Genomic DNA, 17,312 nt, shown 5'->3' on the forward strand with positions numbered 1-17,312 from the left:
ACGCATATGAGCAACCCGATGGAAGAGCACCTGGCCGAGGCGCTGGCCGAGTTCGAGGAGGCCCGGACCAAGCTGACCGAGGCCGGGGCCGCCGCCGCCCGGATATCCGCGACCGTCATGGCGAAGGACCGCTCCGTGGAGGCAACGGTCGGACCGCAGGGCGAGTTGACGAACCTGCGCTTCCCCACCGCGAGGTACCGGACCATGCCCCCGGCCCAGCTCGCCAGTGTGCTGATGACCACCATCGGATCGGCCCGTGCCCAGGCCGCCGGGCAACTCGCCGACGTGTACCGGCCGTTCGGCCCCATCCCCGGTCTCTCACCGACCGGCGAGGGTGGCTTCCAGGAGCTGGACTGGGACACCCTGTTCGCCCCGCTCCGCGAGGAAGGGCTGCCGGTGCCCCCGTCGAAGGCGCCCACCCCCTCCTCCGGTGGCGCGCTGCTCGACGAGATCGTCGAAGATGACGACGCGCCCGGCACGGATGGGGGGTCGCAGCGATGAGCGGACTCGACGTCGACACCGATGGGCTCGACCAGAGCGGCGAGAACCTGGACCAGGTGGCCGACCACATCAAGCTGATCCGCGACGACTACCTCGACAAGATCACCTCGTACCACGGGTGCTGGGGCACGGACAAGTTCGGCATGACCTTCGCGGAGAAGTACCTGCCCGCCGTCGAGGACGCCAAGACGGGGATCACCGAGCTGAGCAACGCGCTGAACGGCAGTGCGCAGAGCCTGCGCGACGCCTCGACGGACTTCGGCAACCTCCAGACCGACATCACCGACTCGCTCGGCCAGCACTCCCGGAAGAGCTGACCCTTGTCCCTGGAGTTCCCTCCCGACTGTGCCTGGCTGTTCGCCGCGCTGACCGGTGAAGTACCGCCGAACGGCGACGAGGACAAGCTGTTCGCGCTGGCCGAGGTCCACAAGGACCTGCACGGCAAGCTGAACAACGACATGAAGCAGCAGATCGCCGCTGCCCTCGGCTACACCAGCGAGAGCTTCGACGGTGACGCCGCCGCGATGTACCAGGCGGCGATGAAGAGCTTCATCGGCGAGGAGGGACTCAACTACTTCGACGCGGTCGCCGACCAGGCGCAGCTGCTGGCGACGTACACCCGCAAGGCCGCGACGCAGCTCCAGTACACCAAGTACATGATCATCGCCCAGCTGGTGGAGCTGCTGTTCGAGGCGATCGTCGCGGCGGCGCTCGCGTTCTTCTTCGGGGCGTCGATCCAGGCGTACCTGGCGAAGTGCGCGATCGTACGGTTCCTGATCCGCTCGTGGCTCGGGCGGGCGCTGATGACGCTGCTGATGCACCAGTTGATCAACGTGGGCATGGGCGTCGCGATGGACCTGCTGGTCCAGTGGTCGCAACTCAACAAGGGCACGCGCGACGAGTACGAGGGCGACCTGACCAAGGGTGCGGCGCTGTCCGGCATGATCCAGGGATTCCTGGCCGGACCGTTCCAGTTCCTGGGCAACAAGCTGGGCAAGAAGCTCGCCGACCTCTTCGGCAAGGGCGGCGGGAAGCAGCTGGGCAAGGAGCTCGACAAGGCGTTCCCGCAGCCGCCCGTGCAGGGTCCCAAGGGTCCGAAGGGTGCCGGGCCGAAAGCCCCGAAGACGTTCGGCGAGGACTTCGCCAAGAACTTCGCGAACGACATCCCCCACACCACGGGACCGGGCGGCAAGGCGGCCGGGGACAGGTTCGTCCGCAACATCGGTGAGACCTTCAGCAAGCACCTGGGCGGCGACAAGGCGGGAGCCGTCGGCCGCGACTGGGCGAGGACGCTGCTGGAGAACACCGGCAAGAAGGACCTCCCGAAGCTGCTGGACAACGCGCTCAAGCCGCTCGCCAAGGAGGGCAACGGGGCCCTGGGCAAGATCCTCGGCCAGGGCGCGGCCGACCAGCTCGGCCGGAGCGCGATCCGGGCGATGGCGCAGTCCGGGGTCCACGGCATCACCGAGGGCGTGTCCGAGGGGGCGCACGCGGCGGTCTCCGAGGGCTTCTACAACCTGTTCTTCAGCGACGACCACACGTTCAGCACCTCGGGCCTGACCTTCGGCTCGGGCATGGTGGAGGGGCGCGTCGGACACATACTGGAGGGCGCGGGCGACAAGCTCGGGGGCAATCTGCGCAACCAGACGCTGGAGGCCGGGTTCAAACTGCCCGGCGGCGGTCTTGAGACCCCGGGCGGTTCCACGGGCTACGAGTCCGGCGGCGGCACGGGGAGCAACGCGGGCAGCGGTCCGGGAGTGCAGTCGGGCCCGGTCACGGCGAGCGACGGCCTGAGCGATGACCTGAGCGACACCTCGTCGCTGCTCTCCACGGACGACGACGGCACGGTCTCCAGCACCACCGACAACTCCTCTTCCGTAACCGAGAAGTTGTACGACGACGAGGGCTTCGAGCTGCTCGACGTGTCCGGTCCCTCACGCGACGACCACGGCAACCTCGTCAGCGACGACGAGAACGACGGCACCGGTGAGGGCGGTGTCCAGCCCGTCGTGGCGGCGCCGTCGACGATGTCCCAGGGCACCACCGTCCCGTCCACCACGTCAGCGAACACGCCGGCCTCCACACCGTCCGTATCGCCGTCAGCGTCCGCGTCCTCCTCGCCGACTTCCTCGTTGTCGTCCACTCCGTCCAACAGCAAGCCGAACACGTCGAGTTCAAACGATCAGACCACGTCCTCGGACATGAACAGCGCGTCGAACGGGCCGAACACGACCTCGACCTCGACGGAACCCACCATGGAGGAGCAGGCACAGGAGCAGGTCCAGGAGGAATCCTCCGCGGCCGAGGACCTGCACTCCGCACCGCAGACGCTCTCGCAGTCGGATACCCAGCTCACCCCCGCCGAGTCCCGCCTCGCCCCGTCCGAGAACTCCAACGATTCCGGCGAGTCCAGCGAAACCGACGAGTCCACCAAGGCGACCGCCCCCGCCTGGACCAGCAGCCAAGCACCGCACACCGTCATCACCATCGACACCAACACCGACGTCCGCATGGACATGGACGACGGCAACGAGAGCGACGGCGCTCCCGGCCCGAGCAATTCCACTCCGCCGCCTCCGCCACCGCCTCCGCCACCGAATGTGCAACTGTCCGACGAGGTAAGGCGGTTCGGCACCCACGCCTCCGAGGGCGTCAGCGGCGTCCACCTGGCGCCGATCACGGAGCAGGTCGCCACGGCCCTCCAGCGGCAGACGCTGACCACGCTGGAGACACTCACCGGCCCCCTCACCGAGGCGCAGCGCGCCGAAGCGCGCGACCGGCTGGCCGAACTGCTCTCCCCGCAGGCACTCCAGGACAACCGTCTGATGCTGCTCAGCAGGGACGGCCACCTGATCACCCTGGACGTCAACGGGCGGCCGCGCTCGCTGGCCGTACAGCTGCAACTGGAGCGGCCCAGGCCCTCCGCGCTGTTCGGCGCGGGCAGCCGTATGCCGCCGCACAACAACGAGCAGCGGCAGGCGGCCGCGTTCGACAGCACGTCCACGGCCTCCACCACCGCTGTGCGCACCATCTCCCTGAATCCGCTCTCGAACACCTTCAGCGTGATCAAGGGCTTCCTCACCGGTCTGCCCACCGCGTTGAGCTTCAACATCACCCATCAGCAGACGAGCCTGTCGACGACCGTGAGCAGCGCCGTCAACTCCACCAGCCTGCTGCGCAGTACGGAGCCGGCCAGCCCGTTCGACTACACCGCTCTCGGCCGGGTGCGGGAGGCTTCCACGCCCCCGTTCCAGGAGATCCCGCCGGACCGGGCGGGTGTGCGGGAGCTCGGCACGGTCTCCGCGTGGTTCCCCGAGCACCTGGCCGTGCCCGGTCACGGCACGGCGGACGGCAACGTCTTCCGCCAGGAGGACGCCGCCGGTTTCCAGACGCACCTGAACGATTCGCCGCTGTGGGTGATGGACTCGATGTCCGACCCCGGCAGCCTGCTGCGCGAGGTGCGGGCCCGGTTCGGCGACCGGCTCGACAGTCTCGGGGCCGGGTCGCTGGCTGCCGTGGAGAAGTACTTCGGCGCCGAGCACCTGCTGGGGGCCCTCCCCCTGCAACGGACGACGGACGACCCCGGCGGCAGCACGGGTACGTGGTCTCCGGTCCTGCTGGACAAGCGCGGCAACGCCGCCGGCGTGTTCAGGGTCACCGCGGAGGTGACCCGCCGCGAGGGCCAGGACATCCGGGTCGGTCCGAAGTACAGCCTGGAACGCTTCCTGGAACGTCAGCTGAAGACCGACTCGCTGGCGAAGGTGTCCCAGGCGTACAGCGTCGAGGGCGGATTCGGCGGTGTGTTCAACAGCAAGCCGGAGGAGGCGGACAAGTCGTTCCGGGACTTCCACCTGGGCGGCTCCGTACAGCCCAAGGGCGGCTACGGCGTTCAGAAGGACAAGAGTCTCGGCGCGGGCGCCACGCACGGGGTGACACACAACATCCGCACCAACGGCGGTCACGTGCTCACCCCGGCGAACGTGGTCTACAGCGTGGAGTTCATCGCGGCGGACGGCACACGGACCACCCCCGAGGCGATGCCGGTGACGCCGGTGCGGCTCCGGACGCTCACCCCGCAGACCGCGCGGGGCGCCGTGCCCGCGGCCGGTGCGCAGAAGCAGGCGCCCACGGAAGTGACGCGGCTGGACGCCATCGGCCTCACCACCACCCCCCTGCGGGTGAACGGCGCGGGCATCACCGCGGTCCTTGAGCAGGCGCGCGGCTGGCTCAGCGACAACGGCTACCTGCCGAGGCCCGGCGGGCAGGACGGCACGCTCATGGACGAGCGCCTGGTCAAGGCCCGTCTGGAGAACCTGCGCAAGCTCTCCATGCTCGGCTCGCAGCACGGTCTGCTGGGCACCATGGACGAACTGGTCGACGGCGGCCTCGTCCTGCACTTCGGCAAGCCCGGGCTCGGCGGCGGTGTGGACCGCGTCCGGCTCCGCTTCACCCTGGACCGCGATCCCCAGGACACCACCGCCCCCACCCACGTCACCTCACTGAGCGATGTCCACCTGCCGAGCATCAGCAGCCTGTCCGTGCCCGGAACCAGCCAGCAGTCGTCCGGCAGCTCCGGCACCTTCCAGCTGGGCACCCAGCTGACCGGTCTCGCACCCGGCCATTTCAGGGGCGCTCTCACCGGGGACTACAAGGGCACCTGGCAGACGACGGACACCTCGACGGCCGGGGCTTCGGTCTCGCACGCGCAGATGATCAGTACGACCCAGCAGAAGACGGAGGTCTTCCGGGTCCCCGCCGTGTTCGCGGTCGAGATAACCGGTGGACCCGGTCCGCTGCCCGCCGGTCCGTTCACCTCAGCCGGTCAGCCGGTCTCCGTCGATCTGGCGGTGCCGGAGAAGCGCACCGAAGGCCTCCCGGAGGCGTACGGGGAGGCGGTGCTCCAGCCGGCAGGCACGCCGCTGCCGCCGGAGCAAGAGACGTTCCTGCTGCCCGACAGCTCCCTCGTCGACGTCGTACGCGGCAGCAAGCAGCTGTACGCGGCGGTCGACTCGATCCTGTCGGACCTCGCGGCGCCCCCGGTGGAGGAGGAGTCAGCGCAGCAGCAGACCGGGCCCCTCGCGACGCAGAGTTCGCAGCCGTCGCCGATACCCGGTGCGTACCCGCAGGAGCACGCGGGCGACATCGAGCTGAACGAGCTGGGCAACGCCGGTGGTTCCGGCAGCGGCCCCATCCTGCCCGTCAGCACGCAGCACCCGGCCGGCACGGAGCGTGCGGTGGCCCCGGCCAACGCCTCCTCGTCGTCGTCCTGGTGGGCGGCGGCGACCGGTGCCGCGAGGTCCGTCGTCGACTCGGTGCTGTCCATGGCCACGGTGGTCCGGCAGACCGTGTCCACCGGTGACCGCTCCGACCAGGGCCTGCTGCTGCACGAGGCGCTGCACGCCCAGCTGACGCCCGCCGCCCTGATGTCGCGCGCGCACCAGATGGTGAAGGGTGTCTTCGTCATCGACGACCTGTTCGTGCCGGGGGTGTCGGGCGGCACCGACCTGGTCGTCGAGGTACGGGCCGTGCTCAGCAATCCGCAGGACCTGGGCACGGTCCGGCAGTACGGCGAGACGGACCTCGGTGCCACCGACAGCGCCTCCCACCAGGTGAGCCGGACCACCTCGCACGAGGGCGGGCCCGGATTCACGATGAAGTACGGCCAGAGCCGGGAGGAGGCCGAGCAGGCGGCCGCCGAGCCGTCCGTCACCGATGATCCGTCCGCGCCCGCCGCGGCGAAGCCGCCCACAGGCGGCGCGGGCGGCAAGGGCGTCTACGGGCGGGGGACCAGCAACTCGGTGACGACGTCGGCGTCGACCAACATGACGCGGGTGCCCGTGGAGGACGGCACCCATCACCGGATCGGCGCGGACATCACGTACGAGGTGACGGTCCGCCGGGGGCACCGGCGGGTCTCGCCGCTGAACCAGGCCGCGGCCTCGGTGACGCGCACGGTCCATGTGCCGGGCGGCATCACGTTCCTGGCCACGGCCGATCAGCTTCGGCGGGGCGGCACGATGCTGGAGTGGATCGCGGGCGAGGAGACCGGGACGTCCCGCCCCGCCACCGCCCGGCTGCCGTACCGCTTCGTCGAGCACGGCGCGCTCGGACTCGCGGCGGTGCTGGAGGCGACGCCCCTGGCGGAGCCGCTCCCGGCCCCCGTCCCGGAGCCGGAACCGGCCCTGACCGACGGGAGCGACTCCCAGGAGCAGAGCTCCGCCGGGCAGACGGCCGAGGAGCCGGAGACCGCGAACACGGACCGGCCCCGCCCCACCACCAACGAGGACCCGCGCCGGCCCCATCTGCTGCGCGAGCGGCTCACCGGTCTGGTCGAGGAGCATGCGCCGGGCAGCCTCACGCCCGGCCACCGCAACTACGTACCCGGGCTGGCCCAGCGCATCGCGGACTACACCTCGCCCGCCGCTCTCGGCGCGCTGCCCGGCCGCGGCGCGGGCGGGCCGCTGAGCTTCAGCTTCCCGTACACCGGCGGTCCGACCACCCGTACCGTCACACTGCGGGTGCACGGCAGGCCCGCGTGGACGAAGGAGCAGCTCCTGCTGGTGACCGGCCGGAGCGGCGACCAGGGTGCGGGGGTGGAGAACTACTCCGCCCACTCCCCCGCGAACGTCACCCGGAGCCAGGCCCGTACCACCCGCTGGGGCTTCTCGCTGCCGGGCAGCATCGTGGTGCCGACGTCCGGTGAGAACTCCCGCAAGGCGACGTTCAGTCCTTCCGCCGGCGGCTCGACGACCCGTTCGGACAACGTGAGCACGACGCTCACCGCCGAGGACCGGCTGTGGCAACGCGTCGAGGGCGGAAACGAGTTCACGCTCGGGTACGTGTTCACCGCCGACCTCCACATCGAGGGCGAGTCCGTGACCCGTCCGTCCGTGGACGTGCCCGGCCGGGTCACCCTGCGGTTCTCCGGGGACCACGCCCAGCAGCAGGCCCCGGCGCCCCTGCCGGAGAGGGAGCGGCTCGACTACGTGGTCGCGACCGAGGACCCCACCCTCTTCGGCCCGCTCGCCACGGCGACACCGCTGCGGCCGACCGGCAACGAGGTCGCGTACGCGCTCAGCAACCAGGAGGACCTGCTGCTCACCGTGCAGGAGCTGGCGCCCGAGCTGGCCGGCGAGGGCGTCGGCTCCGGAAGCTCGTCCGAGGCTGCGGCGGTGCGGCTGACCGAACTGCTGCACGGTGGGACCATCACCATGGACCCGGTGCGCGCGGCGGCCGGAGCGGGCGGGGCCGTCACCGGGACCGCGAAACACCCCCGGGTCACCCTGTCCACGCGGGTGTTCCGGCCCCGGCTGATCGACACCACCAAGAACGTGACGGTCGACCGGGTACGGGTGACGGGCTTCAGTACGACCTCCGGCTCCTCGACCTCCCGCAGCAGCACCTTCACCCTGGGCGTGTCCGGAACCCTGAGCTCGAAGGGCGGCTTCGACTTCGGCGGATCCGTACCCCTCCTCTCGAACCAGTCCACCCCGGGCGGTCAGGGCGGCGGGGTGTCGGCGCTCGCCCGGCACTGGGAGAAGACCGGCACCGCGGGCGTGCCCGGAACCGACCAGGGACTGCGTACGTACGAGGTCGAGGTCGACACCGTCACCACGTTGACCGGCCCGACCGGGGAGGTGCGGTACGCGACGGGCACCGCGTTGCTGCGGGTGTCCGAACGCGATCTGCTGGGCCTCGGCGTGTTCGCCGAGGCGCACCGGGGCGAGGGGGTGTGGGACCTGTCGGCGCCGGACGTACGCGAACTGGCTCCCGCACAGGTCGCACAGCTGATCACCGCCTCCGGCGACGTGCTGCCGCCGGGAGCCGTGGTGCAGCTGTGGCTCGACCTGGGCCCGGACCCCACCCCGGCCGCCCGGATCGAGGCGCTCTACCGGGCGCAGTCCGTCGCCGAGGAGAGCGGGCAGACGCTGGAGCTGGCGCTGCGCGACGGCGACGGAACCCGTGTCTGGACCCTGGTCCCGGAGAGCACCGTGTTCCCCGACCGGAACGGCGCGCAAGCACAACTCAACCAAGCACGCGAGCGGTTGCGCCTGTTCGAGGACGAGCACGGCAGACCGCCCGCCCCGGACCCGGACCCGCCAGAAGCGCTGCGGCGGGCCACCGCTGTCCGTGCCGCCGCCGAGCTCCGTCTGCACCGGGCACGGCAGGTGTACGCGGACCAGCAGCATCTCGTGACGGGCCTCGACCGTACGAGGCAAGAGGCCGGCAAGGCCCTCCTGGACGCGACCCGCATGCTGGAGTCCACCCGCGAGCGCCTCACCGCGGCGGCCCCCGGCCGGGGCGACGCCCTGGCCCGGCGGCAGACCATGCTGCTCGACGCGGTGGCCGAGCTGGAGCAGGCCGTCACGGCGTACGAGGATCTGGACGCGGCGGCCCGGTCCCTGGGTGAGGCGGACGCCGTACTGGAGCGGGCGGCACGGGCCGAGGACACCGCGCGGCTGGAGCACCAGTGGCACGAGGCGCGCCAGGCCGTCGAGCGGGCGAACGCGCGGCACATCGAGACCGGGGTCGAGCTGCTCGCGCTCGGCGCCGGGATCGCGCGGGCGCACCGGACGGGCGGTACCGGAGTGTCCGGTCTCCTGCTGCCGCCGCTCTCGGACCCGACCGCTCAGTCGCTGGCCTCGCTCACCCCCCAGTGGCCCGCCCCCCGGGCCCCGGGCGAGGGCCCGACGCCGCCCGCCACGGCCGCCAACAGCGGCCGCAGGATGGGTGAGCGCACAAAGAACCCCGTGCTTCCGCACGAGGTGGCCGCGTTCCACGAGACGACGACGGCCGCCGTGCACACCGAGCGGTTCGACCCGAAGCGGGTGCAGACCCGTCGTGAGGCGGGACGCCTCGACGGTTCGCTGACCCTGATCCGCAGCCATGTACGCCGGATGCGGCTGCCGGACGGGCGGACGGTCCGGCAGTTCTTCGTGACGCTGCCGGTGCGGCTCACCGACGGGCTGGGTGCGCAGGACCTGGCGGCGTTGCGGGCCCGCCTCCAGGCGACGCTGGACGCCCATGTCAACACCGGCTACACGCTGCCGGACTCGGGGGACCAACTGCACGTCACGGTGGAGTTCGTGGAGTCGGCCGGGCACAGCGAGGCGGTGACGCTGTCGCAGTCGGACGGTCCGCCGGTGCGCGCCGACCAGCGCAGGTGGGACGTCGGGCACAGCGACGCGGTGCTCACTCACGAGATCCTGCACTACCTCGGGCTGGCCGACGAGTACTCCGACGCCGGGGAACGGCCCGAGGACCGCCATCTGTTCCGGCGCGACGACCTGGCGAGCGGGGTGCACCGCGAGGGCCTCATGGTGAGCACCGCGCAGGAGAGCCTGGAGAACCTTCCGCACGACTACCTCGCCACCATCGAACGGGTCAGTGAGAACGCGGTCGTCCCGCTGCACACCGCGACCGACCGGACGACGCGGGAGTCCCTGAACGAGAACGCCGGGAAGAACGAGAACGCCGGGAAGAACAAGGACGCCGGGGAGACCTCGGAACGGAACGACCCGGAACAGGAGGCCCTTCGGCAGTTCCGGGTGGCCGAACTCGCCGCCCTGACCGCGCGCCGGGAGCTGGATCTGCGCCGGGCCGAGCAGAACGAGAGCCTGCGGATCTCCGCCGCCGCGAAGGCGCGCGCCCGGATCGCCGACGATCACGGCGACGGGCCGTTCGGCGACGCCCCGTTCGCTCCGGGCAACGAATCCGATCGCGCCTCCAGTAGTGCCTCGGACCACGCCTCCGATCTGATGGCGATGGACCTCGACGAGCCGGAGACGGCATCCCAGTCGGTACCGCAGGCGACGCCGATGGACCTCGACGAGCCGGCCCCGGTCGAGGTGGTCGAGTCCGAGCCCACCCACCCCGGCCAGGAGTGGTCCGTGCCCGCCCCGGGCAACCGCCCGCAGACTTCCACGCTCACCTACGTCAACCAGGCGTTCAGCGATCTCGTGCCACCGGCGAGCCTCCACGACCTGACCGAGAGCGAGTACCAGGACTGGCTGCAAAACAGCCTGCCGGACGATCCGGACCGGTCCGGCCAGGCGTTTCCGGTCTCCTACGTCGTCAACGCGATCGTCTCCGAGCGCGAGCTGCGCGAACACCCCGAGCGGCTCCAGGAGTTCCTGGACGCGGTCACCGAGGAACTGGAGGGGTACCCGGGACGGGTGGCGGTCGTCGTCGGCGTCAACGCGCGCGTGGAAGGGCCCCCCGGGGGAGGGCGGCAGACCAAGGCGGCCAAGGCCGAAAGCACCGCCGCGAAGCACGCCGAGATCGCCGCGACCGTGCGCCACGCGGCGGCGCAGGCCACCTTCGCACGCCCGCTGGCCCTGGTCCCGATGACCATGACCTGGCCGGACGGCAAGGCCTTCCCGTTCGGGACGGCCCGCAACAACGTCCTGGAAAGCAACGCCAACCGCCATCTGGTGCGCTCGATGATGGACCGGCGGACCCACCCGTACATCGCGTTCATGGACTTCGACACCTATCCGCACGTGGTCTCCACGCGCGACGGCGCGACCACCCGGAACACGCATGTCTTCAGCTGGTTCGAGTCCCGGCTGGAGACGGGCGAGGACGCCCTGCCGCTGCGGCCGCTGATGATGTCGGGCGGCTACCGGCTGCCGCGCCCGGACGAGACGGCGGCGACCGCACGGCTGAAGGAGCTGACCGAGAGCCGGTACGCGGCGCTGCTGGCCGAGAAGGGCAAACCGGCGACCTCGTCGTTCGAGGAGATGCTGGAGACGGTCCGGAGCGAGATCACCCACGACATGCGGGTACGGACCCGGCTGCGCGGCCTGCACCCGTTGCTGCCGTACTCACCCGAGCCCAACCTCTTCGTGGACGCGGCAGCCACTCTGCTCAGGGGCGCGCCGGACCGGCACCAGCTGCGTTTCGGGCCGGGCGGGGCGGAGTTCCACAACCTGAGCCAGTCGCTGAACCGGGTCAACACGTGGGAGCTGCGGGAGGACCTGCCGCTGCCGCGGCCGCCCGCCCCGCATGCCGACTTCACCACCCACCTCAGGCGGCGGTGGGCGTACGCGCAGCGGCTCGAAGCACAGCACACCCGGCGCAAGGTCGCAGCCGAGAACCAGGTGCTGCCGCGGCGGGGCGCCGCCTTCGTCGTGGAGTTCGAGCAGGCGGCGGTCCTCACCGACCTCTCCCGGCTGGTCGCGGGGCGCTGGGCGACCGGGGCGCTGCCGCAGGACCACGTGGGGCTCACCAACCCGTTCCAGCGGATGTTCCACCAGAGTGAACCGGGGCTGGGCAACGTCCAGGCGGGGCGCAGGGGCCTTCAGCTGGCACCGTTCCGCGATATCTGGGGTCTCGCGGAGTACCAGGACGAGGAGGTCCTGGACTCCGTCAGCCAGGTTCCCGGCATGAAGGGCCAGCCCCTTTGGGGCAGCGCGACGCAGCCGGTGCACACCAACAGTCCGCTGTGGCCAGTGCACCCCACCACCCCGCTCGTCCACGGCGCTCCCGTGGCCGACCGGGCCCCTGGGCTGGCGGCGCATCTCGACCCGCGGCTCGGTGTGCCGGGAGTGAACTCGGTCAGTGTGTCGATCTCCGACAAGGTGTCACGGGAGCCGGACCCGGTCATCTGGGCGGGCATCGACCCGAACAACATCAGACTGTTCTCCCGGGCCCTCGCGCTGAGCGCGGACAACCCGTACTTCCTGGACCACCTGCGGTACTTCGCACACGAGTACCTGCCGTCGTTCCGCGAGGGCCATGTGCCGGCCGGGCAGCTCGTGCCGCCTCTCGGGTCCCAGGGAACCCTCTTCCGGGCACTCGACAGCGTGCCACACGGGGAACCAGGCGGCGAGAGCGTCCTCCAGACGGTCTGGCGGGGGCTGTACGCGGACACGAACTCCCTCCAGGCAGTCGGCACCCTGGTCGCGGAGGCGGACCGGCACGGCATCGGCGTGGAGGAACTCTTCACCCGGCTGGCCACCGGGTCCCTGCACTCCCCTGGCCAGAGCTTCACGGAACTGCGCCACGGGCAGGAGTTCACGCTGGGCCCCGACGCGCACTTCCTGCTCGGCCAGTACGCGTCGGCCCTCGGCATGAGCATCGAGGTGCGGGGCCTCAACGGCGAGCCGTATGCCACGCAGTCGCCGGGGAGCAGCGTTTCGCGGCGCCTCGTGATCGAGTGGCATGTCCAGGGTCCGCGCGGTGAGCGGGGCTGGAGCGCCTACATCGAACAACTGCCGGAGACCGGCTCCAAGCGCCCCGGCGGCGGCAACCACCACAACGGCCGCATGCCCCCGAAGCTCCGGACGGGCGCGACCGAGATCTCCAGCATGATGGCGGGCACCGGCCTGGGCGGCGGCGCGGGGAGGGCGACGTGACGAACACACGGAAGGAGCAGGGACCCATGGCGGCAGGAGAGCCCGTGGATGGCTGGGAGCCGGCGTCGCGCGTCGAGGCCGCCGAGTCGGAATGGGCGCTGCGGCAGGCTGAACTCCGCCTCGCGGGAGCCCGGTTGGCGGCACTGCGGCGGGCCGGGTCGAGCACCGGACCGTCGGCGGAGGCGGGCGCGGACACCGCGCCGCCGTTCGCGCCCGAACCCGCTCCCTCGGCGCTCTCCGACCTCGCCCTGGACATCCTCACCGGCGGGTCCACCGCCCGCCCCGGCCCGGCCGGCGGCCCTGCGGGTCCCGCATGAGATTCCGGGAGCTATGGTCAGCGTCGCAACCAGGCAGAATCGTTGATGGAGGGTCAGTGCAGCGCAGCAGCTTCACCCGTCGGGAGGGCTCCCGATGAGCGGACTGACCTCGCGGCTGCCGCGGTGGCGCGGACGCCGGTCGGCGGCGGAACCGGCCACCGGTCCTGCCGCGCCCGGCCCCGCCCGTGACCCGCGGGGCCCTCGTACGGTCCTCGACGAGTTCGGCGCGGCATCCGGTCCCGGCGGCGCCTCCGGGTTCCTGCTGCGCTCCTCCGCCGACCGCCGTACCTCCGTGCGGGAGCTGGCCCGGAGCCTGCGCGTCGAGCGGGAGCGCCCGGTGGTCATCGTCGATGTCACACCGGACGCGGCGGGGAACCTGGGCGAGGAGCTGGGCGGCCTGCTCGCCCGGCTGCGCGACGAACACCGGTCCGCCGCCCGGCTGGTGATGTCCGGCGCCGCCGCGCGGAAGCCCGACGGGCAGCTTCCGCTGGCCCAACGCCTGGCTGACGCGTGGGACTTCGAGATCGAGGCGCCGGACGCCGCCGCGGTCCTGGTGCCCGGCGGCGGGCTGTACGTGACCGAGCCTGCGAGCCCGGCGGGCGGCTGGTGGCGCTTCGCGCCGGGCGCGGAGCCCGTGGCCCTGGGAGCGCGCATACCCGCCCCGCGCTGGCAGCGCGCACTGGCCCGGGTGCCGCTGGGCGAACTGGGCGACCACACGGTCCGGCAGATACCCGCGGGCCTGCTGCTGCACCCCACGGGAGCGGCGGCGCCCCGCCCCGGCGATCTGGCGTTCGCCCTCGCCGTGCACCCGGACCGGCTGACCGTTCTGGTGAACGGCGCGGACAGCCGGAACGACCTCGCGGAGGACCTGGCGACGCTGCTCGCCCGGCTGCCGGCGGAACTGCGGGACCGGGTGCGGCTGGCCCCCGGCGCCGGACACGATCTGCTGCCCGTCGCCCAGCGCGTGGCAGACCTGCTCGGCACCGAAGTGGAGGTCTGCACGGGCCTCCCGCTCTCCGTGCCGAACCCCTCGGGCGGTACGCACCAGGAGCAGGTACGGCTGGTCTCGGCCGAGGGCGAGAGCACCTGGCCCGCGCTGCTCGCCGCGGTGAGCTGCGCCCCGGCGGAGACGGGAGCGGAAGCGGAGACGGCAGCCCCGCGTCCGGTGCAGTGGCTGCTGCCCGACGCCGTGGCCGGCCCGGATTCGGAACCCGCCGTGGGGCGCCTGCCCGGCGGATCGTACGTGGTCGCGGTGCGGGCCGGATTGTGGGTGGGCGCCACCCCCGACCCCCCGGCGGCCGTACGCGACCGGCCCGCCGAGGCCCGAGCGGTGCGGATCGAGGTGGCGGACACGGACGGCGACGGACAGGCCAGGGGCGCCCTGCTGAAGGCGCTCGCCGCCCTGTTGCCGGAGCTGGACGCCCAGGTCCGCGAGCACGCCGAGATCGCCTCGCCCGCCGGTGCGGGGGCGGAGACGGTGGACGCGCTGCGGCGCTTCGCGGTACGGAACGCGCTGATGTTCGCCGCGCCGCCCACGCGGTCCGCAGCGGCTGCGGCTGCGACACCCGCGCCCGTACCCGCCGCGTCCATACCCGCCGCGCCCGCGCCCCCGACGAGCGCTGCCGTGCCGCGCACCGCGACGCCGCCCCCGGCCCAGGCCACTGCCCAGGCCGCCACCCAGGCCGCCGGCCCGGCCCCCGCACCTGCCTCCCGTCCGGCCACCAGCAGCGGCCACACCGGACCGCCCAGCTCGCCCGCGCCGAAAGCCGGGCCGCTCCCGCAGGCCCCGGAGCCCCGGACGGCCCCGCAGGCCGCATCGGCCCCGAGCACGCCGGCGTCCCCAACGAACCCGAACCCGGCCCCGGCTCCGGCCTCCGCTCCGGCTCCGCGCGCACCTGAGCCGCCGGTCCGCGTCGCCGCCGCACCGTCCCGGCCCCCCACCGCCCCGGCCCCGGCCCCGACCGGCCTCAGCAGTGGCGCCGACCGGGCCGCCTTCCGCGAACTCGCGGCGTCCGTCTGGGAGGAGCACACCGGGCCGGTCAACCGGGCGCTGGTACAACTCCCCGCCCTGCGAGGGCCCAAGGAGGAGCAGGCCCGGATCGACCTCGTCGCCGTACACCTGTATCTGACGGCTGCGCCGGACGGACGGTTCGGAGCGCTCGCGCTCGCCTCCGACGCGGCCTCGGGCGGGGGCGGGCTGGCGCCGTACGCCGCCTGTCTCGCCTCCGGGCTGCGCAGACTGCCCGCGCTGCGGGGGACCCTGCTCCGGGCCGTGCCGGGGCCCGGCATCGCGGACGACGCCGTTCCGGGAACCGTGCTGCGCTGCGACGCGCCGCTCGACGTCGTGCACCTGGAGCAGAAGGGTGCTCCGGCGCCGCCGGACGGCCATGTCCGTTACGTCATAAGGCCGGTGACCGCACGCCGTACGTCGGTCCTGGCGGCCCCGGGTGACAGCGGTGCGACGGCGCTCTTCGCGGCGGGTACCGAATTCTCCGTACTGGCCCGGCACGAGGCTTCCGAGGAGGCTCCGGCACGGGTGCTGCTGGCCGAAATCCCGGGCGGGACGCGCCAGTTCCGGTCGCCGTCGGACGAGGCGGTCGCCAGGCTCGACGAGGCGGCGCGCCGGGACGGCGGCGCGACGGCCGCCAGGTGGCCGGGGCGCTGCACCGGCCACTTCCCCTGCCCTACCTGATCCGGCGGCCGGCACCCGGCCGCCCGTTTTCCCGTCCCCCATCCTGATCCGTCCGAGAGGCATGTCATGGCAACCAGCGAGTCAGCCGCAGCCGGCGCGGAGTCCGGCACTCCCGGCTCACCGGTCCCCCGCGCCGCGGCAGTTACGGTCCTGGCCGAGGAGCCGTCCACCGGACTGTTCCCGGCGAAGCCGGAGGCCGGGACCGCCGCTGCCCCGTCATCCGGCAGCGGCACCCCGGCCACCGTGTCCGCTTCCGCTGCCCCGGCCGCCGCCGAGGAACCCTCCCGAACGGAGGCCGAGGCAGAGACAGAGGCAAGGACTGAGGCCGAGGAGCGGCCCGTGGCGGAGACCGAGCCGGAAGCCGCCACCGTCGCCGCTGTCGCCACGACCAGCACGGCCACCTCCGCCGAGACCGAGACCGGGACGAAGACCAAGACCGAGACAGCGAAGGCCACCACCGGCGCCCGCCGCACCGGAGTGCTCCCGCTGGGCCGCCCCGGCAAGCCCCTGATCGCGGCAGCCGTGGCGGGCGGGCTGGTCCTGGTCGGTGTGCCGTTCCTGATCTCCGGGCTGTCCGGATCGGGGGACGACACCTCGCCGCCCTCCGCGCTGGCACCCGCGGGCAGCCGGATGGGCCCCGACGGCTCGGGCCCGGGTTTCGTGCCGGGTCGGCAGAACGCGCCCGGTGACAAGCTGCCGAAGTCCGACGGCAAGCCCTCCGCCGGTTCGGGGACGGGCGGCTCGGGAACGGGCCGCGCGGCGACGGGCGGAGTGCACGAGGCCGGGACGAAGAGTCTCGCCACGGGCACCGGCGAAGTGGCCAAGGACGCCAAGGCCGGGAAGCACGCCGCGCCTTCGGCGTCCAAGTCTTCGGCAGCCAAGGACAGCTCCGGCAAACCGGCCGACAAACCGGTGTCGAGCCAGCAGGAGCGGGCGGCCGCGGTCACGTACAGCCACTTCATCGGCCCCGGCTGCGACACCCCCGGCTTCGCCACGTCCGACCAGTGGCGCGACAGCAACAGGGGCTGGCGCGGCAGTTCGGGCAGTCAGACGTCCTACGGGTGCAGCGGGTTCTACTACAGCGTGCCGCTGTCCGACAGCACCACGAAGTCCACCGGCTACGCCCAGTGGAAGTTCCCCACCGGGTCGGTGACCAAGGGCACCTGCCAGGTCTCGGTCTACATCCCGAACGTCAAGGACCTCAGTTACGTCGGCGGCAACCCGGCCCATTACGCCGTCCACCGCTACTTCCAGGCCAAGCCGAGCACCCAGATCGACACCTTCGAGATCGACCAGCCCTCGCACCTGGGTCAGTGGATCAACGCCGGAACGTTCCCGGTGAGCACGGGCAAGATCTCCATCGTGCTCGACAACCGCGGCAAGACCTCGGGCAACCGGCACGCCGCCGCCGCTCCGATCAAGGTGAAGTGCACGGCGTCGTGA

At 72.4% G+C, this 17,312-nt stretch carries 6 protein-coding genes; all 6 read left to right on the plus strand.

The genetic code is table 11. From position 1 onward, the window contains the following. Positions 1 to 6: 6 nt before the first annotated feature. The 6 genes from OG322_RS06260 to OG322_RS06285 all read left to right on the plus strand — a co-directional run bounded on the left by OG322_RS06260 (position 7) and on the right by OG322_RS06285 (position 17,312). Positions 7 to 501 (plus strand): YbaB/EbfC family DNA-binding protein, encoded by a 495-nt coding sequence (locus OG322_RS06260; RefSeq protein WP_123463329.1) that lies wholly within the window; start codon positions 7 to 9, stop codon positions 499 to 501. Further along, positions 498 to 818, plus strand: coding sequence for a WXG100 family type VII secretion target (locus OG322_RS06265; protein ID WP_123463327.1), 321 nt, complete (start codon positions 498 to 500; stop codon positions 816 to 818). Before OG322_RS06260 ends, OG322_RS06265 begins: the two co-directional genes overlap by 4 nt. Before the next feature lie 3 nt (positions 819 to 821). Further along, the gene (locus OG322_RS06270) at positions 822 to 12,860 is read left to right on the plus strand and encodes a WXG100-like domain-containing protein (RefSeq protein WP_329306162.1); all 12,039 of its coding nucleotides are present in this window, start codon (positions 822 to 824) and stop codon (positions 12,858 to 12,860) included. Continuing rightward, on the plus strand, positions 12,857 to 13,177 hold the full coding sequence (locus tag OG322_RS06275) for a hypothetical protein (protein WP_266410759.1): 321 nt from the start codon (positions 12,857 to 12,859) through the stop codon (positions 13,175 to 13,177). Before OG322_RS06270 ends, OG322_RS06275 begins: the two co-directional genes overlap by 4 nt. Positions 13,178 to 13,271: 94 nt before the next feature. Next, a complete protein-coding gene (locus OG322_RS06280) occupies positions 13,272 to 15,869 on the plus strand; it encodes a hypothetical protein (protein WP_329306163.1) in 2,598 nt (865 codons plus the stop codon). A gap of 66 nt (positions 15,870 to 15,935) precedes the next feature. Next, positions 15,936 to 17,312, plus strand: a complete 1,377-nt coding sequence (locus OG322_RS06285) for a hypothetical protein (RefSeq protein ID WP_329306164.1) — start codon at positions 15,936 to 15,938, stop codon at positions 17,310 to 17,312.

Origin of the sequence: Streptomyces sp. NBC_01260 (genome assembly GCF_036226405.1) — a bacterium.
Taxonomy (GTDB): domain Bacteria; phylum Actinomycetota; class Actinomycetes; order Streptomycetales; family Streptomycetaceae; genus Streptomyces; species Streptomyces laculatispora.

Coding starts and splice junctions, on each gene's coding strand:
- OG322_RS06260 (WP_123463329.1), top strand. CDS start 7: ATGAGCAACCCGATGGAAGAGCACCTGGCCGAGGCGCTGGCCGAGTTC.
- OG322_RS06265 (WP_123463327.1), top strand. CDS start 498: ATGAGCGGACTCGACGTCGACACCGATGGGCTCGACCAGAGCGGCGAG.
- OG322_RS06280 (WP_329306163.1), top strand. CDS start 13,272: ATGAGCGGACTGACCTCGCGGCTGCCGCGGTGGCGCGGACGCCGGTCG.
- OG322_RS06285 (WP_329306164.1), top strand. CDS start 15,936: ATGGCAACCAGCGAGTCAGCCGCAGCCGGCGCGGAGTCCGGCACTCCC.